The sequence below is a fragment of the Streptomyces rectiverticillatus genome (assembly GCF_013394065.1).
Lineage (GTDB): Bacteria > Actinomycetota > Actinomycetes > Streptomycetales > Streptomycetaceae > Streptomyces > Streptomyces rectiverticillatus.
Genome location: NZ_CP040752.1, coordinates 4,397,449 through 4,419,614, shown reverse-complemented (window position 1 = coordinate 4,419,614; position 22,166 = coordinate 4,397,449). Strand labels below are relative to the sequence as shown.

20 protein-coding genes are annotated in these 22,166 nt (G+C 74.7%); 8 read left to right on the top strand and 12 right to left on the bottom strand.

Annotated features, from left to right (window positions below; all coding sequences use genetic code 11):
- Positions 1–48 precede the first annotated feature (48 nt).
- On the top strand, positions 49–1,158 hold the full coding sequence (locus tag FGW37_RS19355; RefSeq protein ID WP_179082197.1) for a hypothetical protein: 1,110 nt from the start codon (positions 49–51) through the stop codon (positions 1,156–1,158).
- A 50-nt stretch (positions 1,159–1,208) separates the two neighbouring features.
- Here the strand turns inward: FGW37_RS19355 and FGW37_RS19350 are convergent, their stop codons facing one another.
- The 4 genes from FGW37_RS19350 to FGW37_RS19335 all read right to left on the bottom strand — a co-directional run bounded on the left by FGW37_RS19350 (position 1,209) and on the right by FGW37_RS19335 (position 5,319).
- Positions 1,209–2,198 carry an ABC transporter substrate-binding protein gene (locus FGW37_RS19350; RefSeq protein ID WP_179082196.1) on the bottom strand — a complete coding sequence of 330 codons (990 nt, stop codon included), beginning with the start codon at positions 2,196–2,198 and terminating at the stop codon, positions 1,209–1,211.
- A 48-nt stretch (positions 2,199–2,246) separates the two neighbouring features.
- Positions 2,247–3,140, bottom strand: coding sequence for an ABC transporter ATP-binding protein (locus FGW37_RS19345; RefSeq protein ID WP_179084787.1), 894 nt, complete (start codon positions 3,138–3,140; stop codon positions 2,247–2,249).
- A gap of 71 nt (positions 3,141–3,211) precedes the next feature.
- On the bottom strand, positions 3,212–4,288 hold the full coding sequence (locus tag FGW37_RS19340; RefSeq protein ID WP_179082195.1) for a FecCD family ABC transporter permease: 1,077 nt from the start codon (positions 4,286–4,288) through the stop codon (positions 3,212–3,214).
- Entirely contained in the window at positions 4,285–5,319 is a 1,035-nt protein-coding gene (locus FGW37_RS19335; RefSeq protein WP_179082194.1) for a FecCD family ABC transporter permease, read from the bottom strand. Before FGW37_RS19335 ends, FGW37_RS19340 begins: the two co-directional genes overlap by 4 nt.
- A 150-nt stretch (positions 5,320–5,469) precedes the next feature.
- On the opposite strand from FGW37_RS19335, the gene FGW37_RS19330 reads away from it, so the two are divergent.
- The gene (locus FGW37_RS19330; protein WP_179082193.1) at positions 5,470–6,129 is read left to right on the top strand and encodes an HAD family hydrolase; all 660 of its coding nucleotides are present in this window, start codon (positions 5,470–5,472) and stop codon (positions 6,127–6,129) included.
- On the opposite strand, the gene FGW37_RS19325 is transcribed toward FGW37_RS19330, so the two are convergent.
- Positions 6,084–6,344 (bottom strand): hypothetical protein, encoded by a 261-nt coding sequence (locus FGW37_RS19325; RefSeq protein WP_058045798.1) that lies wholly within the window; start codon positions 6,342–6,344, stop codon positions 6,084–6,086. The two genes, FGW37_RS19330 and FGW37_RS19325, sit on opposite strands and share 46 nt — an antisense overlap.
- Before the next feature lie 211 nt (positions 6,345–6,555).
- Here FGW37_RS19325 and FGW37_RS33880 point away from each other — a divergent pair, with 211 nt between their 5' ends.
- A complete protein-coding gene (locus tag FGW37_RS33880; RefSeq protein ID WP_179082192.1) occupies positions 6,556–6,939 on the top strand; it encodes a cold-shock protein in 384 nt (127 codons plus the stop codon).
- A 29-nt stretch (positions 6,940–6,968) separates the two neighbouring features.
- Here FGW37_RS33880 and FGW37_RS19315 read toward each other — a convergent pair whose 3' ends face one another.
- From FGW37_RS19315 to FGW37_RS19300, 4 genes are all read right to left on the bottom strand, one after another.
- A complete protein-coding gene (locus tag FGW37_RS19315) occupies positions 6,969–7,820 on the bottom strand; it encodes a 1,4-dihydroxy-6-naphtoate synthase (protein WP_179082191.1) in 852 nt (283 codons plus the stop codon).
- A complete protein-coding gene (locus tag FGW37_RS19310; RefSeq protein ID WP_179082190.1) occupies positions 7,817–8,614 on the bottom strand; it encodes a futalosine hydrolase in 798 nt (265 codons plus the stop codon). Before FGW37_RS19310 ends, FGW37_RS19315 begins: the two co-directional genes overlap by 4 nt.
- A 73-nt stretch (positions 8,615–8,687) precedes the next feature.
- A complete protein-coding gene (locus FGW37_RS19305) occupies positions 8,688–9,155 on the bottom strand; it encodes a DUF2771 domain-containing protein (RefSeq protein ID WP_179082189.1) in 468 nt (155 codons plus the stop codon).
- 26 nt (positions 9,156–9,181) lie between these two features.
- Positions 9,182–10,684: an MFS transporter gene (locus FGW37_RS19300; protein WP_179082188.1), complete on the bottom strand. Its 1,503-nt coding sequence runs from the start codon at positions 10,682–10,684 to the stop codon at positions 9,182–9,184.
- Between the two features lie 350 nt (positions 10,685–11,034).
- Here FGW37_RS19300 and FGW37_RS19295 point away from each other — a divergent pair, with 350 nt between their 5' ends.
- Positions 11,035–11,922 (top strand): DUF3027 domain-containing protein, encoded by an 888-nt coding sequence (locus tag FGW37_RS19295; RefSeq protein WP_179082187.1) that lies wholly within the window; start codon positions 11,035–11,037, stop codon positions 11,920–11,922.
- Between the two features lie 286 nt (positions 11,923–12,208).
- The gene (locus tag FGW37_RS19290) at positions 12,209–15,511 is read left to right on the top strand and encodes a sacsin N-terminal ATP-binding-like domain-containing protein (RefSeq protein ID WP_179084786.1); all 3,303 of its coding nucleotides are present in this window, start codon (positions 12,209–12,211) and stop codon (positions 15,509–15,511) included.
- 51 nt (positions 15,512–15,562) lie between these two features.
- Here the strand turns inward: FGW37_RS19290 and FGW37_RS19285 are convergent, their stop codons facing one another.
- From FGW37_RS19285 to FGW37_RS19275, 3 genes are all read right to left on the bottom strand, one after another.
- The gene (locus tag FGW37_RS19285) at positions 15,563–15,844 is read right to left on the bottom strand and encodes a hypothetical protein (RefSeq protein ID WP_179082186.1); all 282 of its coding nucleotides are present in this window, start codon (positions 15,842–15,844) and stop codon (positions 15,563–15,565) included.
- A 221-nt stretch (positions 15,845–16,065) separates the two neighbouring features.
- Positions 16,066–16,458: a DUF6415 family natural product biosynthesis protein gene (locus FGW37_RS19280; RefSeq protein WP_179082185.1), complete on the bottom strand. Its 393-nt coding sequence runs from the start codon at positions 16,456–16,458 to the stop codon at positions 16,066–16,068.
- A gap of 76 nt (positions 16,459–16,534) precedes the next feature.
- On the bottom strand, positions 16,535–17,263 hold the full coding sequence (locus FGW37_RS19275) for a GntR family transcriptional regulator (RefSeq protein ID WP_179082184.1): 729 nt from the start codon (positions 17,261–17,263) through the stop codon (positions 16,535–16,537).
- Positions 17,264–17,321: 58 nt separating this feature from the next.
- Here FGW37_RS19275 and FGW37_RS19270 point away from each other — a divergent pair, with 58 nt between their 5' ends.
- The 3 genes from FGW37_RS19270 to FGW37_RS19260 all read left to right on the top strand — a co-directional run bounded on the left by FGW37_RS19270 (position 17,322) and on the right by FGW37_RS19260 (position 22,147).
- Positions 17,322–18,137 (top strand): class I SAM-dependent methyltransferase, encoded by an 816-nt coding sequence (locus tag FGW37_RS19270; protein ID WP_179082183.1) that lies wholly within the window; start codon positions 17,322–17,324, stop codon positions 18,135–18,137.
- 680 nt (positions 18,138–18,817) lie between these two features.
- Entirely contained in the window at positions 18,818–19,525 is a 708-nt protein-coding gene (locus tag FGW37_RS19265; protein ID WP_179082182.1) for a hypothetical protein, read from the top strand.
- Between the two features lie 117 nt (positions 19,526–19,642).
- Entirely contained in the window at positions 19,643–22,147 is a 2,505-nt protein-coding gene (locus FGW37_RS19260) for a helicase-associated domain-containing protein (RefSeq protein WP_179082181.1), read from the top strand.
- The last annotated feature ends 19 nt before the right edge of the window (positions 22,148–22,166 follow it).

The window sequence follows — 22,166 nt, the reverse complement described above, 5'->3', positions numbered from 1 at the left end:
CTTCGGGGGAAAAGCGGCTGGTGGTCTTGGGCGGCCTTAGGGGATTCGGTGGGGATCGAGAGCGATCAGCTTGTGTACGACTATCTGAGCCGGGTCGGCGACATCGCCCAGCGGCGGGCGGAACTCACCTCCGCCGACCGGATGCGCCTGGTCTCCCGGCTGCGGACGGAGATCGAGCGCCGCAGGGCCACCGAGGGCGCCGACACGCCCTCCGCCGTGCAGCGCATCCTCACCGGCCTCGGCAGCCCGGACGAGGCGGTCGCCGACGCCGGAGCGGCCGGCTCCGGCACGGGCTCGGGATCGGGATGGGGATCGGGATCGGGATCGGGCGCAGGCACTGGATCGGGCACGCGATCGGGCATGGGCTCGGGCTCGGGCTCGCGCGGAGGCTCCGGCTCCGGCTCCAAGGGACGTAGCGACCGCAGCAGCAAGGTCCCCGCTCCCCGCCGCGAAGGCGAGCCCGCCCGCGCGGCCGTCCCCGCCGGGCCGCCCCCGTACGCCGCGCCGGAGCACCCCGCGGCCCCGGTGGGCGCCGACGCCGATGAGATGCCGGACTGGTGGCGCACCGACGCCTCCCCGTACGCGGGCGCGGAGGGCGCCCACGGCGCGGCGCGCGGCACGGTCCACGGGTTCACCGGCGGCATCGAGATCCCCGACATACTGAAGCCACCCCCGCTCCCCGGCGACCGGGAGCCCTCGGACGGCGCTCCCGGGCCGGGCGGCCGGCAGGGCGAGCACGGCACGGAAGGCTCGGAAGGCGTGGACGAGTACGCGGAGGAGGACGGCGCACAGCGCGCGACCCTGTTCCGGCGCGCCGACGGCGCCCCCGTCCCCCCGCTGCTCCTGCTCGTCGCCCTGATCCTGCTCGTGGGCGCCGTGCTCGGCAACTGGATCGTCCTGGCGGTCGGCTGGGGCCTCGCATATCTGACCCGCAAGCTCTCGCACAGCGAATCCAAGTGGGCGGTGATGGGCGTGCCCGGGCTGGTCGTGGCCGCCGGGATCGTCTGGCTGTGGGGGCGTACGGAGGGCCGCTGGGGCGCCCCGGTGCCGGAGGGGGGCCTGGGCGCGGCGATGTCGGACACCTGGCCGTGGGTGCTGCGGGCCGCGGCCGTCGGCTCCGCGATGTTCGTGGTGTGGCGTTCGCGACGGCCGGGCTGATTCGGCCGCAGGCGGTCCCCAGTGCGGATCGCAGCAACCTCCACACCACGTCAGTCCGCCAGGTGCGCTCGTAGTTCGTCCAGGATCCGGTGCGCCGCCGTGTAGCCGATGCCCTGGATCCACAGCCGGTCGTCGACCTTGAACGTCCGGCCCTCCCGTACGGCCTTCATGCCCTTCCACAGCGCGCTGCCGGTCGTCCGCGGCACCCGGGCGCGGTCCGGGTCCCCGTAGACGGAGGTGAAGAGGGCGTCCGCGTCGGCCTGGTCGATCTGTTCCGGGCCGACGTCGTACGAGAAGCCGTCCTTGGCCCGGTCCACGACGCCGGGCCGGTCCACCCCCGCGTCCTGCAGCACGGTGCCGATGAAGTTTCTCCGGCCGTAGATCCGGATGGCGGCGCCCTCCACGAACCGTACGACGTTCACCTTCAGCGCCGCGGCCCGCTCCGTGCCGCCGAGCGCCTCGGTGACCTCGCGGGCGTGGGCCTCGTACGCGGCGACGGCCTTCCGGGCCTCGGCCGTCTTGCCGAGCGCCTCCGCGTGGGTGCGGAAGTTGTCCTTCCAGGGGTAGCCCGTCGCAGCCGTCATCACCGTGGGGGCGATCTTCGACAGCTCGTCGTAGCGCTGTGCGTCGCGGTCCTTGTTGGTGAGGATGAGGTCCGGCTTCAGGGCGGCGACGGCCTCCAGGTCCGGGGCGCCGATCCTGCCGACGTCCTCGGTGCCGCGGACGCTCTCCGCCGGCAGGTGCTCGGGGAAGCCGGAGGCGGTGTCGGCGCGGGTGGCGCCGACCGGCCGTATGCCGAGCGTGACGGCGGAGTCGAGTTCGGCGGTGTCCAGGACGACCACGCGCTGCGGGTGCTTCTTGACCTTCACCTCGCCCATGGCCGTGCGCACCAGGTGCGTGCCGCCGCCCGGCCCGTCCCCGGAGCCGGAGGTGCAGGCGGACAGGGAGGATCCGAGCGCGGCGGCCGCCAGGAAGGCGGCCGCCGGCAGGAGGGGCCGCCGGCGGTGGAGTCGGGGACGGCGTCGGGGGGTTCGGTTCATGTCCCGGCCTTTCGTGGGGAGGAGCCCCCCGCGAGAAAGGCGGGGAGCTCAGACGGCCGTGCTGCTGCCGGCCTGTGCACCGGCCGCCGGCACGGCCTCCCACGGCCGTCCCGGCACCACCAGAGGACTGCCCGTCACGGGGTCCGGAACCACCACCGACTCCAGTCCGAAGACCTCCCGCACCAGATCCGCCGTGACGATCTCCGCCGGGCGGCCCTGTGCGACGATCCGGCCCGCCTTCATCGCCACCAGGTGGTCGGCGTAGCGCGCCGCCTGGTTGAGGTCGTGCAGCACGGCGACGACCGTGCGGCCGCGCTCGCGGTTCAGGCGCCGTACGAGGTCGAGGACCTCGACCTGGTGGGCGATGTCGAGGTACGTCGTCGGCTCGTCCAGGAGCAGCAGGTCGGTTTCCTGGGCGAGCGCCATCGCGATCCACACGCGCTGCCGCTGGCCGCCCGAGAGCTCGTCCACGGCCCGCTCGGCGAGGCCGGCCGTGTCCGTACGGGTCATGGCGTCCGCGACGGCCCGCTCGTCCGCCTCCGACCACTGCTGCCACCAGCGCTGGTGCGGCTGGCGGCCGCGGGCGACGAGGTCCGCGACGGTGATGGCCTCGGGTGCGACGGGCGTCTGCGGCAGCAGGCCGAGCGACTTGGCGATCGTCCGGGTGGGTATCCGGGCGAGCTCCTCGCCGTCGAGCAGCACGGTGCCGCGGACGGGCTTCAGCAGCCGGCCGAGCGCGCGCAGGAGTGTGGACTTCCCGCACGCGTTGGGGCCGATGACGATGGTGACCTCGCCGTCGGGGACGGCCAGGTCGAGGCCGTCGACGACGGTGCGGTCCTCGTAGGCGAGGGTCAGGTCGCGGGCGGCGAGGCGGCTGCCCGCCGGACCTCCCGCCGGGCTGCCCGCCGGGCTCTCGGCCAAGCCGTCCGCCGGGCCGTCCATCGCGTCGTCCGCCAAGCCGTTCACCAGGCCGCCCATCCCGTCCTCCGCCGGGCTGTCCGGCACGCTCTTCGTCACGCTGTTCCTCCGGTGCGGCGGGTGCTGTGGCCCTTGACGATGAGCCAGATCAGGTACGGGGCGCCGACGGCGGCGGTCAGCACGCCCACGGGCAGTTGCGTCGGCTCCAGGAGCTTGCGGCCCAGCAGGTCCGCGACGACCACGATGACCGCGCCCGTCAGCGCCGAGGAGAGCAGCGGGATCTGCGCGGTGCGCGTCATGCGGCGGGCCAGCTGCGGGGCGAGCAGCGCCACGAAGTCGACGGGCCCGGCCGCGCCCGTGGCGATCGATGCGAGGACGACGCCGAGAAGGGCGAGCCCGCAGCGCACCCGGTCCAGCCGTACGCCCAGCGCGGTCGCGGTGTCGTCGTCCATGGAGACGGTGCGCTGCGCCCGGGCGGCCCAGCACACGAAGGGCGCGAGCACGAGCAGCGCGAGGGCCAGGGGCGCGGCCTCGTCCCAGCCGGGGCCGTTGAGCGAGCCCGTCATCCACACCTGCGCCCGCTGGGCGACGAGGTAGTCGCCCTTGGTCATGAACAGGTGGGTGACGGAGCGCAGGGCGACGGCGAAGCCGATGCCGATGAGGACGAAGCGGGTGGCGTGCAGGCCGCCGCGCCACGCGAAGGCGTAGACGAGGACGGCGGCGAGGAGGCCGCCGGCGACGGACACGTAGGGCAGGGCGGCGTACGAGGTGACGCCGAACGTCATGGCGCCGACGGTCAGGGCGCTCGCGCCCTGGGTGACGCCGATGATGTCGGGGCTGGCGAGCGGGTTACGGGCGACGGTCTGGATGAGCGCGCCGGAGACACCGAAGGCGAGGCCCACCAGGACGCCCACGGTCATCCGCGGCAGCCGCAGCGTGCCGACGACGACCTCCTCGCGCGAGGGTTCGCCGAGGAGGACCTTCAGGACCTCGCCGGGTGCCGCGAACGACTTGCCGATGCACAGGTACGCCAGGCACGCGGCGGCCAGCAGGACGGTCAGCCCGGCCGCGACGGCGGTGGCCCGCCGGTGGACGAGGAAGGAGCCGCGCCCGGCCCGGACCAGGGCGTAGCCGGCCGGGCGTGCGCCGCGGCCGTGGACGGTGGTGCTCATGCGGCGGCCACCCGCTTCCGGCGGACGAGGGCGATGAGGAAGGGGACGCCGATCAGGGCCGTCATGACGCCTGCCGGGACTTCGCCCGGCGGGAAGAACACGCGGCCGGCGGTGTCGGCGGACAGCAGGACGGCCGGGCCGAGGAGGGCGGACAGGGGCAGCAGCCAGCGGTGGTCGCCGCCGACGAGCGCGCGGGCGATGTGCGGCACGGCGAGGCCGACGAAGGCGATGGGCCCGGCGGCGGCCACGCCGGCGCCGGTCAGGACGGTGGCGCCCAGCCCGCCGGTGATCCGGACGGCCGCCACGTTCTGCCCGAGGCCCTTCGCGACGTCCTCGCCGAGGGCCAGCGCGTCCAGACCGCGGGCCACCGACAGCACCAGGACCGCCCCGGCCAGCAGGAACGGCCAGATCCGGCCCGCCAGCTCCGCGTCGCTCGCGGAGAGCGAGCCGACCTGCCAGAAGCGGAACTTGTCCAGGACGGAGGCCTGGGTGGTGAGCACGGCCGTGATCACGGAGACGAGCAGGGCGTTGATCGCGGCGCCGGCCAGGGCGAGCTTGACCGGCGAGGCGCCGCCGCGCCCGCGCGAGGCGATGGCGTAGACGGCGACGGAGGCGATGCCCGCGCCCGCGAACGCCCACCACACGTAGCCCGTGAGGCTCTCCACCCCGGCGAGCATGATCGCCAGGACGACGCCTACGGCCGCGCCGTGGCTGATGCCGAGGACGCCGGGGTCGGCGATGGGGTTGCGGGTGATGCCCTGCAGGGCCGTGCCGGCGAGGGCCAGGGCGGCGCCGACCATCAGGCCGACGAGGGTCCGCGGCAGCCGCATCTCGCGGACGACGACGGCGTCCCTGCCGTCGCCGCCGTGCAGCAGGGCGTCGAGGACGCGGTCCGGGGCGACCGGGCGGGCGCCCACCGCGAGGCTGAGGAGCACCGCGACCAGCAGAACGGCGGCCGCGGCCACCGTCCAGCCGACGCGGCGCCGGACCAGGGAGGATCCGGGACTGCTGATCGGGACGGCGGCTGACATCGCTTCCACGGTGGTTCGGGCGGCCGGACGGCCGGAATGACGCGGTTAGGGCAGGCTAAGTGTACGTAGGGGGCCGGGCGGGAAGGCCGCGGGCGGCCCGGGGGCCGGGAGGCGCCCCCTGCGCAGAGGCGCCCCCTGCACAATGGGCGCATGAGCCCCGCCCTCCGCACGCCCCGCTTCACGGTCGGCTTCGATCTGGACCTCACCCTGGTCGACTCCCGCCCGGGCATCCGGGCCGCGTACGCCTCGCTGGTCGCCGCCACCGGTACGGCCATCGACATCGACCTCGTCGTCAGCCGGATCGGGCCGCCGCTGGAGCAGGAGCTGGCCCACTGGTTCCCCGAGGAGCGCGTCGCCGAGGCCGCCGCCCTCTACGTGGCCGCGTACCCGGAGCACGGCATCACGCCCTCGCCCGCTCTGCCGGGTGCCCGCGAGGCCGTGGCCGCGGTGCGCGAGCAGGGCGGCCGGGCCGTCGTCGTCACCGCCAAGAACGCCCGCAACGCCCGTCTCCACCTCGACCACCTGGGCATCGAGCCGGACGTACTCGTCGGCTCGCTGTGGGCGGAGGCCAAGGCGGGGGCGCTGCGCGAGCACGGCGCGGACGTCTACGTCGGCGACCACGTCGGGGACGTCCGCGGCGCGCGGGCGGCCGGTGCGCTGTCGGTGGCCGTGACGACCGGGCCCTGCGGGGCGCAGGAGCTGCGGGCGGCCGGCGCGGACGTCGTCCTGCCCGGGCTCGCGGACTTCCCCGGGTGGCTGCGCGGCTACCTGGCCGCGGCCGGGCCCGCGGCGGAGGAGGCCCGCGCCTGACGCCGCTGCTCGGCGATCGACCGCAGCACCCCGGCGCCCGCGATGAGGAATCCCACCCCCATCAGCATGCAGACGAAGTACGCTGCGGGAGGCAGCGGGGCGGCGCCCAGGAACAGCGGGGCGACCGTCGCCAGGGTGGCCACCGCGCCGACGAGGAAGACGATGGCGCCGATGCGTACCAGCAGATCCCCGGCCCGGGGCGTTTCGCTACTCACCCGACCAGGGTAGATGCCTGGGCGTGGGGTGGGGCCGGGGACATCTTGTCACCGGGCCCGGGACCATTAGCCTTGGGGGTAGCGGGTCTTGCGACCCGCTGTAGTGCTATCAAGAGCTGTTTTTCCGCCGATTGCCGTCGATGGCCGATGGTTTCCGGCGGTCTCCCCTTCAATTCCCCATTTCCGACGAGATACGAGGACGAGGACAGACGTGCCTACCGGCAAGGTCAAGTGGTTCAACAGCGAGAAGGGCTTCGGCTTTCTCTCCCGCGACGACGGCGGAGACGTCTTCGTGCACTCCTCGGTGCTCCCGGACGGGGTCGATTCCCTCAAGCCCGGACAGCGGGTGGAATTCGGTGTCGTGGCCGGCCAGCGGGGCGACCAGGCGCTGTCGGTGACGCTGCTCGATCCCACGCCCTCGGTCGCGGCCGCCCAGCGCCGCAAGCCCGACGAGCTGGCGTCGATCGTCCAGGACCTCACCACCCTCCTGGAGAACGTCACCCAGCAGCTCGAGCGCGGCCGTTACCCCGACAAGGTCCACGGCGCCAAGATCGCCGGCATGCTGCGCGCGGTCGCCGACCAGCTCGACGTCTGACGGCTGGAAGCAGCCTGACGAAGACGCGCTCAGACGAAAGCGAGCGCGTCCGGGCCGAGGGGCGGTACGAGCCCCTCGGCCGCGGCCCGGGTGAGCAGCCCGCGGACCGCCGCATAGCCCTTCTCCCCGAGCCCGGCCGTGAATTCGTTGACGTAGAGCCCGATGTGCTGCTCGGCGACCTTGGGGTCCATCTCCTGCGCGTGCTCCAGCACGTACGGCCGCGAGGCCTCCGGATCGTCCCACGCCATGCGCACGGACGTCCGTGCCGCTTCCGCCAGCTCGCGCAGCCGCTCCGCGCCCAGCGAGCGCTTGGCGATGATCGCCCCCAGCGGGATGGGCAGGCCCGTGGTGTTCTCCCAGTGCTCGCCCATGTCGGCCAGGCAGTGCAGGCCGTAGTTCCCGTACGTGAACCGCGCCTCGTGGATGACCAGGCCCGCGTCCACCTTGCCGTCCCGGACGGCCGGCATGATCTCGTGGAACGGCAGGACGACGACCTCGCCGACCCCGCCCGGCACCTCCGCGGCGGCCCACAGCCGGAAGAGCAGGTACGCCGTCGAGCGCTCGCTCGGCACTGCCACCGTCCGCCCCGCCAGGGACGCGGGGCTGCCCGCCTCCCGCGTGAGCACGAGCGGCCCGCAGCCGCGGCCCAGGGCGCCGCCCGCCGGCAGCAGCGCGTACTCGTCCAGCACCCACGGCAGGACCGCGTAGGAGACCTTCAGGATGTCGAACTCGCCGCGCTCGGCCATCCCGTTGGTGATGTCGATGTCGGCGAACGTGACGTCCAGGGCGGGGGCACCGGGGACCCGGCCGTGCGCCCAGGCGTCGAAGACGAACGTGTCGTTCGGGCAGGGCGAATAGGCGATCTTCAGGGGCTCGCTCATGAGGTGCTCCACGTCTCGGAGGTGCTCCGGGTCTCGGAGGTGCTCCACGTCTCGGGGGGAGCCGCCCGCAGCGCTTCGCGCAGGGCGGCGGAGGTACCGGAGAGGGCCTCCAGGGCGTCGCCGATGCGCCACGCGGCGCGGTCGCGCGGACCGACGGGGTTGGAGACGGCCCGGATCTCCAGGGCGGGCACGCCGTGCACGGCCGCCGCCTCGGCCACGCCGAAGCCCTCCATGGCCTCGGCGAGCGCGGCGGGCCGCGCGGCCACCAGGGCCGCTGCCCGCTCGGCGGTGCCGGTCACCGTCGAGACCGTCAGCACGTCGCCGCGCTGGGCCCCGGCCGCCTCGGCCACGGCGCGCACCAGCGCCGCGGGCGGACGGTGCTCCACCGTGCCGAAGCCGAGGTCCGTCACGGGGACGAAGCCCGCGGGCGTCTGGGCGCCCAGGTCCGCCGCCACGATCGCGTCGGAGACGACGACGGACCCTACGGCCGCGCTGTGCCCGGGGGTCGTGAAGCCGCCGCCGATGCCCGCGGAGACCACCAGGCCGTAGGGGCTGCCCGAGAGCGCCGCGGCCGTGAGGGCCGTGGCCGCTCCGGCCGCCGCGGCGGCCGGGCCCACGCCGGCGGCCAGCGCGTCGATCACGAGCGGCTCCGGGGCCGGGGCGGGCCGGCGCAGCACGAAGCCCGGCACGGCGAACTCGACCGGCTCGCTCGTGCCTGCTTGACCGGCCGCCGAGGCGCCGCGCACGATCGCGTCGCGCTCGGCGTCCACGGCGGTGACGACGAGGACGCGCATCAGCGGGGGCTCCGATTCGTCAGGGACCGCCGATCCGTCAGGGACGGCCGATCCGTCAGGGACCGCCGGTCCGTCAGCCCTTGTCCAGCTCGAGCTTGACGTTCCACACGCCGTCCTTGGTGATGACCGACAGCACCACGGACTTCTCCAGGCGCTGCGCCATCCGGTTGACGAAGAGCTGCTCGCCGTCGAGGGAGGTGTAGGTCTGCTTCAGCTGGTTGGTCTGCTGCTGCCCGTTGCCCACCACGATCCAGCCCTGTTCGGCCATGTCGGGCTCGACGCCCACGCGGACCTTGTCGCCCGGCTGGACCTTGACGGACTTGATGGACTTGTCGGCCATGCACTTGTCGAGGGCGCCGCGGTCGAGCTCCTTGCCCTCCTCGAAGCAGGCGGCCTCGGTCGTCACGGTGGTCGAGCCGACGGTCACCGTCGCCAGCGGCGTCGGCTTTTCGCAGGCGGAAAGGGCGACGAGCCCGAAGGCCACGGCGCCGACAGCGGCAGCGGCGCGGCGGCGCTTGCCCCGGAAAATCGCAGCGGTCATGCGGGCAGGCTATCGGGCCGCCCAGGTCAGGCCACGCGGGGGTGCGGTGAGCCACGCCGTGCCGCGGCCAGCAGACCCCGTACGGCTGTCGCGACGCCCAGCGCGAGGACCCCGGCGGCGACCGCCATGCCCAGGGTGCCGTTCAGCGGCAGCACGATGCCGACGGCCCCGCCGGCGACCCAGCACATCTGCAGCAGCGTCTCGGAACGGGCGAACGCCGAGGTGCGCACCTCCTCCGGCACGTCGCGCTGGATGAGGGAGTCCAGCGACTGCTTGCCCAGCGCCTGGGAGATGCCGGCGACGGCCGCCACGATCACCACGAAGAAGGCCCCGAAGAGCACGGCCGCGGCGACGGTCGTGCCCAGCGACACCGTCAGCACCAGCGCGATCGTCTTCTCCGGGCCGCGCGAGCGCAGCAGCGCCCCTATGGCCGTGCCCAGGGCGTTGCCGGCGCCTGCGGCGACGGCGACGACGCCGAGCGAGAAGGCCGGGCTCAGGTCGCCGAGGGGGTGGACGCGCAGCAGGAAGGCGAGGAAGAAGGTGAGGAAGCCCGAGAGCATGCGCATGGCGCTGTTGGCCTGCAGGGCGTGCAGGACGGAGCTGCCGACGGTGCGGAGGCCGGGCGGCTTGGGGGGCCTGCTCCTCCTGTTGCCGTTCCTGTTGTTCCTGTTGTTTCTATTGTTTCTATTGTTGTCGTTCCTGTTATTCCTGCTGTTCCTGCCGATCCATCCCTTCCTGTCGCTTTTGCTGCTCTTCGCCATGCGCATCCGCCGGGGCCGGTGCGGGAGGTGCTCCCCGGAGACCAGCCGGGCCCGCGCCTCACCCTTCGCCGAGTCGACCTTGTGCGGGAGCGAGAAGGACAGCACCGTGCCGAGGATGAACACGACGAAGGCCCCGTAGAGCGGATATTCCGGCCCCAGCCGGTGCAGCCCCGCGCCCAGCGGGGCCGCCACTCCCGTGGCCAGCAGCCCGCCGAGGGTCACCCGGGAATTGGCCTTCACCAGCGAGATCCGTGGTGGCAGCAGCCTCGGCACGACCGCCGAGCGCACCACCCCGTACGCCTTCGACGCCACCAGGACGCCGAGCGCCGCCGGATACAGCTCCAGGCCCCCGCTCGCCACCGCCCCCGACATCGTCAGGGCGAGCAGCGCCCGCGTCAGCATCGCGCCCGCCATGGCGGCCCGGCGGCCGTGCGGGAGCCGGTCGAGCAGCGGCCCGATCACCGGGGCCAGGAGGGTGAACGGCGCCATCGTGATCGCCAGGTAGAGGGCCACCCGGCCGCGCGCCTGGTCCGTGGGGACCGAGAAGAACACCGTGGACGCCAGTGCGACGGTGATCAGCATGTCGCCCGCGGAATTCACCGCGTGCAGCTCGATCAGCTTGCCCAGACCCGACTCGCCCGCGCCGTGCGCGTGTGTCGCTCTGCGCACGCCCCGCGCGGCAGCCGTGAACGGGGCGCGCAGCACGCGGCCGGCGCCCCGGGCCGTGCGGCGCAGCGGACCGCCCTCGACCGACCGGATGGCTCCCACCACGCCATACTGCCCCAACTCGCACCGGGCAGGGCACTTTCGCCGCCGCCGCGGGCTGCACGGAGCCGGGCGCGCCCCCCTCACGGTCGGGCGGGCGCGAGGCTCGCCGCGGCCCGGCTATCCCCGGTGGCTCCGAGCGGGGTAGCGTGCGTAGCGCGCCACCGGCGGTCGTTCTTGGCCGCGCTCCGAGTCTCGATCCCGCAGAATGGGAGTGACTAGGTGTGCCCGAGGCCGTTCGGGCGCGGACGTCGACGCGGTCCTGAGGTCCGCTCCGTCCGCCGACCCGGCCGATCGGCTGGCGCACTCGTGAGACGGCGTGGAAGAGAGAATCGATTCTTGTGAGTGCTGCGATGCGAAGCCGTACCCCGGACCGCCTGTGCGCCGAGGCGGTCGACCTGGCCCGTGCTGCGGCCGAGGAGGCCGCGCTGCCCGGCACGGTCGGCGAGCATGTCCAGACCGTCGCCGACGGGGACCGCGTCGTCACCCACTCCTTCCTCTGCCTGGACCCGGCCTACCGCGGCTGGCGCTGGGCCGTCACCGTCGCCCGCGCCTCCCGCGCCAAGAACGTCACCCTCGACGAGACGGTCCTGCTGCCCGGGCCCGACGCCCTCCTCGCCCCCGAGTGGGTCCCCTGGAGCGAGCGCCTGCGCCCCGGCGACATGGGCCCGGGTGACCTCCTCCCCACCGACGCCGAGGACCTGCGGCTCGCGCCCGGCTGGAGCGGCGAGGAAGTCCCGCCGCCGAATTCCGCCGTCTCCGAGGAGATGGACCGCCTCGCCGAGGCCGAGGACGCCGACGTCGTCCCCGGCTCCCCCGCCGCCCAGTCGGCCGTCCCGGCGCGGGGCACGATCGCGGCCGTCGCCGAGGAGCTCGGGATGCGGCGCGCCCGCGTCCTGTCCCGCTACGGGCTGCACACCGCCGCCGACCGCTGGGACGAGACCCACGGCGCGAAGACCCCGATGGCTCAGGCCGCCCCGGCGTCGTGCGTCAGCTGCGGCTTCCTCGTGCCGATCGGAGGCTCCCTCGGACAGGCGTTCGGCGTCTGTGCCAACGAGTTCAGCCCGGCGGACGGGCACCTCGTGTCCCTGTCGTACGGCTGCGGCGGGCACTCCGAGGCCGCGGTCATGCCGAAGCCGCCGCGGCCGGCGCCGCCGGTGATCGACGAGACGCTCGTCGACCCCCTGCCGCTGCGGCCGGAGCCGGCCGCCGAGGACGACGAGGAGCTCGGTCACTCGTAGGGCACCCGGGTTCGCGCCCGGGGGGCGCTCGTCCTCACTCGCCGGACGGGCTGGTTTTCGCCCGGGCCTGCCTCGAACGGCACTCACCGTCACCGGGGACAGGCCGGAGCCTCCCGGCCCGGCCCAGCCGCATTCCAGCCCGTCCGGCGATCGAGGACGAGCGCCCCCCGGGCGCGATACGGCCCCGCCCTCGCAGAGGGCGCCGCCGGTCCGTAACCCCCGCGCGGTACGTTCTGCCGTAGGAACACCCACCGGCGGCAGGAGACGACACGTGAGCGGCACGGCAATGGTGCGAGGCGCAGCCGAAGGCGCGGATCCGTTCGGAACCGCCCGCCTGCGGCGCGGCGTGCTGGACGCCTGGGCGGCGTCGCCGGCCCGCTTCCGGGAGGACGCCAACGCCGAGGAGGACCTCGCCCTCGGCGGCTACCGCGACCGCCTCGTCGTCGAGCTCGCCCAGAACGCCGCCGACGCCGCGGCCCGCGCGGGCGTCCCCGGCCGCCTGCGGCTGACCCTGCACGCGGCCGCCGGCAATCGCCCGGCCGTGCTGGCCGCGGCGAACACCGGGGCGCCCCTGGACGCCGCGGGCGTCGAGTCCCTGGCCACCCTCCGGGCGTCCGCCAAGCGCGACGAGGAGAAGGGCGCCGCCGCCCCGGGCGGCCACGGCAGCGTCGGCCGGTTCGGCGTCGGCTTCTCCGCGGTGCTGGCCGTCAGTGACGAGCCGGCCGTGGTCGGCCGCTCCGGCGGTGTCCGCTGGTCGCTCGCGGAGGCGAGGGCGCTGGCGGCGCGCGAGGCCGTCCAGGCCCCCGCCCTGGAGGAGGAGATCCGCCGCCGCGAGGGCCACGTGCCGCTGCTGAGGCTCCCGCTGCCCGCCGAGGGCACCGCCCCGGCCGGTTACGACACGGTGGTCGTGCTGCCCCTGCGCGACGGCGCCGCCGAGGACCTGACCTCCCGTCTGCTGGCCGGTGTCGACGACGCGCTGCTGCTGACGCTGCCCGGCCTGTCCGAGGTCGTCGTCGAGACGGACGGGGCCGTACGGACCCTGACGCGCCGCCAGGAGGGCCCGTACGTCCTCGTGGAGGACTCCGCGCGCGGCACCACGGCCCGGTGGCGGGTCGAGCGGGCGGCCGGGGCCCTGGACGCCGCGCTGCTCGCCGACCGGCCCGTGGAGGAGCGCCTGCGCCCTCACTGGTCGGTCATGTGGGCCGTGCCGGTGGGCGAGGACGGCGCCCCCGTACGCCCCGGCACCGCGCCCGTCGTGCACGCGCCGACGCCGACGGACGAGCCGCTGGGCGTCCCGGCGCTGCTCGTCGCCACGTTCCCGCTGGAGCCCACGCGCCGCCACGCCGCGCCCGGCGCCCTGACGGACTTCCTCACCGAGCGCGCGGCCGAGGCGTACGCGCAGCTGCTGCGCGACTGGCACCCGGTCGGCCCGGGGACGCTCGACCTCGTGCCCTCCCCGCTGGCGCAGGGCGCGCTGGACGCGGAGCTGCGCCGGCGGATCCTGGACCGGCTGCCGGGCGTCGCGTTCCTGCCGAGCGCGTCCGGGGTCCCCGCCCAGGAGCCGGCCGCGCCGCGGGGCGGCGGCGTGGAGGGGATCCCGTGGACCGAGGGCCCGGACGCGGCCCGGCACACGCCGGAGCCGGCCGCCGCCCCGGCCGCCCCGCCGGCCGCCGACACGTGGGACGACCCGTTCGCGCGGAGCGGGCCCGGCGGCCCCGGTGGCGAGCCGTACGCGCTGCGGCCCGTCGACGCCGAGGTCGTCGAGGGCGCGGGCGCCGAGACCGTCGCCGTCCTCGGCGAGCTCTTCCCGAGCCTGCTGCCCGCCGGCCTGGAGCGCCGCCCCGAGCTGCGCTCCCTCGGCGTCGCGCGCGCCCCGCTCGGCGAGGTCGTCGACCGGCTCGCCGGCGTCGAGCGCGCCCCGTCCTGGTGGCAGCGGCTCTACGACAGCCTCGCCGGCATCGACCCGGACCGGCTCACCGGCCTGCCCGTGCCGCTCGCGGACGGCCGTACGGCCATCGGCCCGCGGCAGGTGCTGCTCCCGCCGCCGGACGGCACGGACTCGGAGCGGCTCTCCCGCCTGGGGCTGAAGGTCGCCCACCCCGACGCCGCGCACCCGCTCCTGGAGAAGCTCGGCGCCACCCCGTCCTCGCCGCGGGCCGTCCTGACCACCCCGCAGGTGCGGGCCGCGGTGGCCGCCTCCCTCGACGCCGACGAGGTGTGGGACGAGGACGCGCTCGACGCGGACGCCCTCGCCGAGCTCGTCCTCGGCCTCGTGCGCGACGCCGACCTCGCGCCCGGAGACGAGCCCTGGCTCGGCGCCCTCGCCCTGCCCGACGAGGACGGCGAACTCGCCCCCGCGGGCGAACTCGTCCTGCCCGGAAGCGCGTTCGAACGCGTGATCCGGCCGGGTGAGCTCGCCGCGTGCGACGCCGCCCTCGCCGAGCGGTGGGGCGAGCAGCCGCTCACCGCCGTCGGCGTCATGGCCGGCTTCGCGCTCGTACGCGCCACGGACGTCGTCCTCGACCCCGACGAACTCGAACCGCGCGACGGCGACTTCGCCGAACCGGACGATGCCGGGCTGCTCGACGCCGTCGACGTCTGGTGCGAGGACGTCCTCGACCGGCTGCCCGACACGCCCGTGCCGCCCGTCGCCACGGAGATCGTGGCCGTCCGCGACCTCGACCTCGTCGACGACGACGCCTGGCCCGAAGCCCTGGCCCTCCTCGCCGAGCCGCCGCTGCGCGACGCCCTCACCACGCCCGTGCGCATCCTGCTGCCCGACGGAACGACGGAGTCCGTCCGCCCGTACACCGCCTGGTGGCTGCGCGGCCACCCCGTCCTGGACGGCCGCCGCCCCGCCGGACTGCGCGTCGCGGGCGGCGACCCGCTCCTGCGCGGCCTGTACGAGGCGGCGGACGCGGCCGGCCTCGCCGACGAGCAGGTGCTGCGCGCCCTGGGCGTCCGCACCTCCGCCGCCGCCCTCCTGGACGAACCCGGCGGCGCGGCGGAACTCCTCTCCCGCCTGGCCGACCCGGCCCTCCCCGTAACCGCGCCCCAGCTCCACGCCCTGTACGGCCTCCTCGCCCGCCTCGACCCGGCCCAGGTCACCCTGCCGGACGAACTGCGGGCCGTGATCGACGGCGAGGTGCAGGTGGTGGACGCGGCGGACGCGCTGGTGGCCGACGCCCCGGACCTCCTCCCGCTCGCGACGGGCCACGCCCTGCTGCCCGTCGCGCCGACCCGCTCGGCGGACCTGGCCGACCTGCTCCAGGTACGCCGCCTGAGCGACACCCTGGGCACGGCCGCCCCGGCAGGCGAGGGCGAACTCCGCGAGGTCCCGGAAGGCGTACGCATCCTGCTGCCCGGCGCCCCGTCCTCGTACGTGGAACACGAGGAACTCCTCGTGGACGGCGTAGAACTGGACTGGCGCCTCACCCCGGACGGCGTCCTGCACGCCTCCACCCTGGAAGGCGTCGCCGCGGGTCTGGCCTGGGCGGCCGGCGCATGGTCCCGCCGCTTCGAAGCGGCGGCCCTCCTGGAGGACCCGGACCGCACGGGGGAACTGGCACGGGCGCGCTGGTTCGACTAGCGGCGAAGGGGTGGCCCCGGCGAGGCCGGGGCCACCCTCAGCCCACCTCACTCACGGATGCACCTGCTCGATAAGCCGGATATTGCACCGGGCGTCCCCCTTGCCGTTCTTCGGCAGAACCCAGAAGGACCCGTCGCCGTCCTGGCCCACGACGAGCGACGCGCCCTTGAAGGAAGCGGGCTTGTACTTCTTTGCCTCCTTCCGCAACTCCACAAGCGCCTGCTCCCGGGTCCGGTTCCCACTCAGCGACCGGAGAAGAACGGTCCGCTCATGAGGCGGCGCCATACCTTCACCCGCGACCGTCTCCACAGCGATGACCAGCCATTTGGACATGCATCATCCTCCTCGTGAATGCCCAACGGCCCCGGCCCGTCCGGTAGTTCCCGTCGCCGCCTCACAGATGCAGTCCGGCAGACGCTTGAACAGGGCCGGCCCGCCGGTGTGGGGAACGGCCACCACCCGGACACCGCCGCCGTCCGGCGCCGGATGCGGCCCCGGCCGGAGAGCCTGCACGACGGACCGCCACGCCCGGCACAGGCGGACCGGTAACCGCTTCACCGCCCACCGTCCCGCTGCAGACGCCGCTGCTGGTGCATGAGGTCCCCCGCAGCCTTGCCCAGGCTACGGGCGAAGGTGATCGCGGACGCATACCCGTTGCCGGGCCCGGCCCCGCACCGGTAAAGGGCTTCCTGCACCGCGGCGAACGCGGACCGCCGGACCGGACACTCCACAGGGCGGCGGCCCGCAGCCGCCTCCACGGCCGGGACGGTCTCCCGGATGTAGCCGAGGAGCCGCTCGGTGACCTCACTCAACCGAGGCGGGGCGGGCAACCACGTCTCCATTGCGGTGGCCTCACGGAGGGCCTGACCGATCGAGACGGGGGACCGCTCCGAGGGGGTGAGACCGATCGCCCCACCGGTGCGGGCGGTACGGGGAAATGGAGGCATGGCAGGCTCCTTCAGGAGGTGTGACTGGCGCCACATCTCCACACTGGACCGGTTAACCGGTCCAGTCAAGCGACCGTCAACTTACGGTTCCCATCCCGTAGTTCTCGACCCGCTCCCACAAGTCGGACGGTGTCACCCCCACCTCGCACACCAGAGGAACACCATCGGCATCACGAGCAATGTGCAGGTCGACAGCCACTGCCAGAGGTAGCTGCCGATCGAGCACCTCGGCCTCCTCGGCACTCGCCAGCCTGACCGTGGTGACGTCCGTACCCTGCACAGGCGAGCGTCCGGTCTGGCGAGCCACATAGTGCGTGGTTCCCTCCGCGATAGGTTGCGCCTGGGACAACTTCGGGCACTGGATGGCCACTTCCGCCGGGAACCATGCGCTCACGAGCGACAGCGGTGCTCCGTCGGCGAGCAGTACCAGCCGGTCTCGATGTAGTGCCGTTTCTCCGGGTTTAAGAGCGAGGACCTCAGCGACGCGAGCGGGCGGAATCGCCTGTGCAGGCCGGCCCAACCGGCGGAAGGGACGGCCACTCGCCGCCCGTGTGGCGCCACTCCTCCGCCCGCCTGCAGGCCGGGCCAGCGGTGTATCAGTGACTCGAAAGCCCAAGCCCTGGTGTGCGACGATCACCCCATCAGCGCGCAGAACATCGAACGCCTTGTTCACCGTCGCGCGGGACACACTCCACTGCTCGCAGAGGTCACGGCCGGACGGCAGAAGGTCGCCCGGCGCGAACTCACCCTCGGTGATGCGGCGTCGCAGGGAATCGGCGATCTGTTCGTACTTCAGCATCGGCATGGCTGGAGGCTCCCGCTTCGCTGGACAGGTTGACCGGTCACGGTAGAGCATCCCCGTCATGACGAGCCCCCAAGTTGACACGGAGATCATCGACTTCTACACCGACACCTTCGACGAGGCCGAGCGACTGACCGCGACCGCGGACGGCATGCTGGAGATGGCCCGCACGCAAGAGCTGCTGCGGCGCCACCTCCCTCCCGCTCCGGCGGCGATCCTCGACGTGGGTGGTGGGCCGGGCGCCCACGCGCGCTGGCTCACCGCGGACGGCTACCGGGTCCACCTCGTGGACCCCGTAGCCAGGCACGTGACGCAGGCCGCCGGGACCGGATGCACTGCCGAGCTGGGCGACGCGCGCCACCTCAGCGCCGACGACGGGGCGTACGACGTCACGCTCCTCCTCGGCCCGCTCTACCACCTGCTCGACCGCGCCGACCGCGACCAGGCGCTGGCCGAGGCACGGCGGGTCACCGCACCCGGTGGGCTGATCGTGGCGGCGGCGATCAACCGTTACGCGTCCCTCTTCGAACACACCGCCACCACGTGGCTGGACCGCGAGAGCGTTCGGGAGGCCGTGACCGACATCCTCGCCACAGGTGTGCACGAGCCGGGCCGGAAGGGGTTCACGGCGGCCTATTTCCACACCGGACCGGAACTGGCCGAGGAGATGCGCGCCGCCGGACTCCGCGACATCCGTGTCTACGCGATCGAAGGCCCCACGTGGTCACTGCTCAAGGCCACCGAGCAGCACACCGGGAAGCCGATCCCCCTGGACTCCCCCCTCTTCCGCGCAGCCCTCGCCGCCGCCCGCGCCGCGGAGCCGTACCCGGATCTACTCGCTGCCAGTTCACACCTGCTGGCCATTGGCCGGGCTTGAAGGGTGAAGCCGTGTGACGCACCGCGGCAGCTGCCGACCTGGACCTCGTTCCTCCACGAGGTCCGGTCCGGCCTGCTGTGAGGTGCCTGCCGTCGTGGGCGCTCCGTTCAGCGAACCGCCATCGTGGCCATGCGTCCGGCTCTCCCAGTCAATACGGTCACGAAATCAACCGAGGCGACGCCCCGCACCGGCAGAAAAACGACCCGTCGTCCCCGTTCCGGGCCGGGGAACGGCGGGGTCCGGCTCTGCGCAGCTTGGCAATCCCCCTGAAGGATGGCCCAGTGGTCCAGTTCTTCCCGGAGGTGCAGGGTGGCGAAGGTACCGATGTTTGAGGAATTGCCGGCCTCGGCCGAGCACTCGGCCGTGCATCTGAAGATGCACGGGGACCCTGACCGATCCGGTGGGTAACGACGTCGAGTTCCAGCAGTGGCTGAGGTGTGTCGGAGCGGCGTCAGCAGAATGTACGGCGGGAGGTGCCGGGGGCGCAGGGGTGGGGGTTCGGGGCGCTGACGTGTATTTGTGGGCCCGATCGCCGGGCGCCCTCGACGGTTACGGCAACGGGCCCGTAAATATACGGCCCCGGACCCCCACCCCGGAGCCCCCGGCACCGGCACCCCCACGACTCCGCCCGCCCGGATGCCGGGGATATGATCCCTCGTCAGCCGAACGCGGGGAGAGCGGTGTCCGAGTCCTTTGCGCCCCCGCCGCCGGGACACTTGCACCCACCGGTGTGGTCCCCGCTGGACGACTACCTCTGGCACACGTGCGACATCCTCGCCGACCTCGTCGAAGGCCGGATGGACCGGCGCCCGCTGATCGCGACCACCGCAAGGGTGGCGCACGGCGATCGCGTCCTGGCCGTGGGGCCGGGGCAGCGGGTGACATGGCGGGCGCTGGGCGACGGCAGTTACGTGCACGAGGGCGGCTTCGCGTTCGGCAGGCCCGGGTTCGTGCTGGCCAGCGTGGCGGCCACCGCCGTCACCAACTCCGTCCGCCGCAGCCGGGCGGCACGCGATGCCCAGCCCCGGTGGGTGGTGGACGGCCCGGGAGAGGTCACCGTCTCCGTGCGGGGGATGCACTTCGCACACCCGACGAGCGGGCTCGGCCTCTACTGGCACGAAACGAACGGGTGGCACGCGATCGATCTCGTCGCGCCCGATGTCTTTCACGCGAGTTTCGTTTCCGACCGCGGGGAATACGTCACCACGCGCGTCCACTCGCCATGGGCCTCGCTCATGTTCGTCCTGGCCGCGCGCGCCTCGTTCCCCGCGCACCCCCGGCTGCTCGGCGGCGGCTGGCTCCCGCCGGACTTCGAGGAGCGGTGCGCCCGCCTGGGCCGCCCCTGTCGCCCCGCCGCCCGGCTCGTCCTCGAAAGCGGCGGCGCGTAGCCCTGCGCCACCCCGGCGACCACCGCGGCCACCCCGGCACAACCACCCCGGCCACCCCGGCGCAATCACCCGGCGACCACCCTGGCGGCCGTCCCACCACCCGGTACCGTAAACAGAATGACCACACGGCGGGAGACAGGCAGTAGCGGCGGCGCCGCGCGCGGCGGGCCGCGGACGCTGGCCGAGGAGTTGCGGGCGCGGCCCGACGGGGCGCTCGCCGCCCTGCTGCGCGCACGCCCCGACCTGCTGAACCCCGTGCCCGGCGACCTCACCCAGCTGGCGACCCGCGCCGGCACCCGCGCCTCCGCCGTACGCGCCCTGGAGCGCCTGGACCGCTTCGCCCTGCAGGCGGCCGAGGCCCTCGCCGTCGCCCCCGACCCGTGCCCGTACGGCACCCTCTCGGCCCTGATGACCGGGGACGCCCCGGGCGACCCGCGCATCGCCGAAGCCCTGCCCCGCGCCCTGGCCACCCTGCGTGAGCAGGCCCTGGTCTGGGGAGGCGAGGACCGGCTGCGCCTGGTCCGCACCGTCCGCGAGCTGCTGGCGCCGAGCCCGGCGCACCCCTCCCCCACCGGCCTCGGCCCGACCGTGGCGGAGGCCACGGCGGGCATGTCGCCGGGCAGGCTGCAGCAGATCATCGCGGCGGCGGGGCTGCCGGGCACGCACGACCCGGTGTCGGCGGTCGCCTCGCTGACCGCCCTGTTCGAGGACCGCACCCGAATGGCGGAGCTGCTGGCGGGGGCGCCCGCAGAGGCCACCACGGTCCTGGGCAGGCTGCTGTGGGGCCCGCCCTACGGCACGGTCACCGCCGATCCCGCCCCGCACCTGCGCTGGCTGCTCGACCGCGGCCTGCTGCTGCCCGCCTCGCCCGGGAACGTGGTCCTGCCCCGCGAGGCGGCCCTGCACTTGCGCGGCGGCCGCGCGCACCGTACGCCCGAGCCGGTGGCGCCGGAGCTGGCGCCCGCCGCCCCGCACTCCACCCGCACGGTGGACGCGACGGCCGCCGGCCAGGCGTTCACGGCCCTGGGGGCGGTGGAGGACCTGCTCTCGGCCTGGGAGTCCGACGGCCCGCTCGTGCTGCGTGCGGGCGGCCTGAGCGTGCGCGATCTGAAGCGCGCCGCGGCGGTCCTCGACACCACCGAGGAGGCGGCGGCCTTCTGGATCGAGCTGGCGTACGCGGCGGGGCTGCTCGCCTCCGACGGCGAGGTCGACGAGCGCTACGCCCCCACGCCCGCCTTCGACGACTGGCTGCACCTGCCGGCCGAGCAGCGCTGGGCCCGCCTGGCCACGGCCTGGCTCGCGGCCACCCGCACCCCGGGCCTGGTGGGTAGCCGGGACGCCAAGGGCCGTCCGCTCAACGTCCTCGGGGCGGAGCTGGACCGCTCGCCCGCTCCCGAGGTCCGCCACCGCGCCCTCGCCCTCCTGGCCACGCTCCCGCCCGGCGCCTCGGTCACCGCGGACACGCTCCTGGACCGCATGCACTGGGAGCGCCCGCCGCGGACGCCCGCCGAGCCCGGCACGGAGGACCTGCGCACGCGCCTGGCCCGCTGGGCGCTGGCCGAGGCCGAGCTGCTCGGCGTCACCAACCGCGGCGCCCTGTCGGCTCCCGGCCGCGCCCTGCTCGGGCCGGAGGGCGAAGCGGGCACAAAGCCCCTGAGCGACGCCGAGCAGGGCGCCTGCGCCGTACGGGCGGCCGCCCTGCTGGCCCCGCTGCTGCCGGAGCCGCTCGACCACATCCTGCTCCAGGCGGACCTGACGGCCGTCGCCCCGGGCCCCCTGAAGCGGCCGCTCGCCCAGGTGCTCGGGGTCCTCGCGGACGTCGAGTCCAAGGGCGGCGCCACGGTCTACCGCTTCACGCCCGCGTCCGTGCGCCGGGCGCTGGACGCCGGGCAGACCGCGGCCGACCTGAAGGCGTTCCTCACGGAGCACTCCCGTACGCCCGTGCCCCAGCCGCTGGCTTACCTGATCGACGACGTGGCCCGCCGCCACGGCCGGCTGCGCGTCGGCGCCGCCTCCTCCTACCTGCGCTGCGACGACGAGGCGATGCTGGCCGAGATCCTCGCCGACCGCCGCTCCGCGCCGCTGCGGCTGCGCCGCCTCGCCCCCACCGTGCTCGCGGCGCAGGCCGCGCCGGACGCCCTCCTCGAGGGCCTGCGCGCCATGGGGTACGCCCCGGCCGCCGAGTCGGCCGAGGGCGACGTCGTCGTCACCCGGGCCGACGCCCACCGCACCCCGCCGCGCACCGCCCCGGCCCCCGTCCCGGAGGGCCCGCCGGTGCCCGACGAGACGCTGCTGGGCGCCGCGGTGCGGGCGATCCGCGCGGGGGACCTGGCCTCCACGGCCGAGCGCAAGCCGGTCGCGGCCCCCGCCCCGGCCGGCGGCGGCCTGCCCCGCACCACCTCCGCGGACACCCTCGCCACGATGCAGGCCGCGGTGCTCACGGGCGCCGCGGTGTGGATCGGCTACGTGAACGCGGAGGGCGCGGCGAGCCAGCGCGTCATCGCCCCGGTACGCGTCGAGGGCGGCTTCGTGACCGGCTACGACCACACGGCGGACGAGGTCCGCACGTACCCGCTGCACCGGATCACGGGCGTGGCGGAACTGGCGGACGAGCCGGCCTGAGGCCCGGGCACGCCGGTGC

Coding starts and splice junctions, on each gene's coding strand:
- FGW37_RS19275 (WP_179082184.1), bottom strand. CDS start 17,263: ATGCCGATGCTGAAGTACGAACAGATCGCCGATTCCCTGCGACGCCGC.
- FGW37_RS19340 (WP_179082195.1), bottom strand. CDS start 4,288: ATGAGCACCACCGTCCACGGCCGCGGCGCACGCCCGGCCGGCTACGCC.
- FGW37_RS19260 (WP_179082181.1), top strand. CDS start 19,643: ATGACCACACGGCGGGAGACAGGCAGTAGCGGCGGCGCCGCGCGCGGC.
- FGW37_RS19290 (WP_179084786.1), top strand. CDS start 12,209: ATGGTGCGAGGCGCAGCCGAAGGCGCGGATCCGTTCGGAACCGCCCGC.
- FGW37_RS19350 (WP_179082196.1), bottom strand. CDS start 2,198: ATGAACCGAACCCCCCGACGCCGTCCCCGACTCCACCGCCGGCGGCCC.
- FGW37_RS19330 (WP_179082193.1), top strand. CDS start 5,470: ATGAGCCCCGCCCTCCGCACGCCCCGCTTCACGGTCGGCTTCGATCTG.
- FGW37_RS19335 (WP_179082194.1), bottom strand. CDS start 5,319: ATGTCAGCCGCCGTCCCGATCAGCAGTCCCGGATCCTCCCTGGTCCGG.
- FGW37_RS19310 (WP_179082190.1), bottom strand. CDS start 8,614: ATGCGCGTCCTCGTCGTCACCGCCGTGGACGCCGAGCGCGACGCGATC.
- FGW37_RS19295 (WP_179082187.1), top strand. CDS start 11,035: ATGCGAAGCCGTACCCCGGACCGCCTGTGCGCCGAGGCGGTCGACCTG.
- FGW37_RS19345 (WP_179084787.1), bottom strand. CDS start 3,140: ATGGACGGCCCGGCGGACGGCTTGGCCGAGAGCCCGGCGGGCAGCCCG.
- FGW37_RS19270 (WP_179082183.1), top strand. CDS start 17,322: ATGACGAGCCCCCAAGTTGACACGGAGATCATCGACTTCTACACCGAC.
- FGW37_RS19280 (WP_179082185.1), bottom strand. CDS start 16,458: ATGCCTCCATTTCCCCGTACCGCCCGCACCGGTGGGGCGATCGGTCTC.
- FGW37_RS19315 (WP_179082191.1), bottom strand. CDS start 7,820: ATGAGCGAGCCCCTGAAGATCGCCTATTCGCCCTGCCCGAACGACACG.
- FGW37_RS19305 (WP_179082189.1), bottom strand. CDS start 9,155: ATGACCGCTGCGATTTTCCGGGGCAAGCGCCGCCGCGCCGCTGCCGCT.
- FGW37_RS19285 (WP_179082186.1), bottom strand. CDS start 15,844: ATGTCCAAATGGCTGGTCATCGCTGTGGAGACGGTCGCGGGTGAAGGT.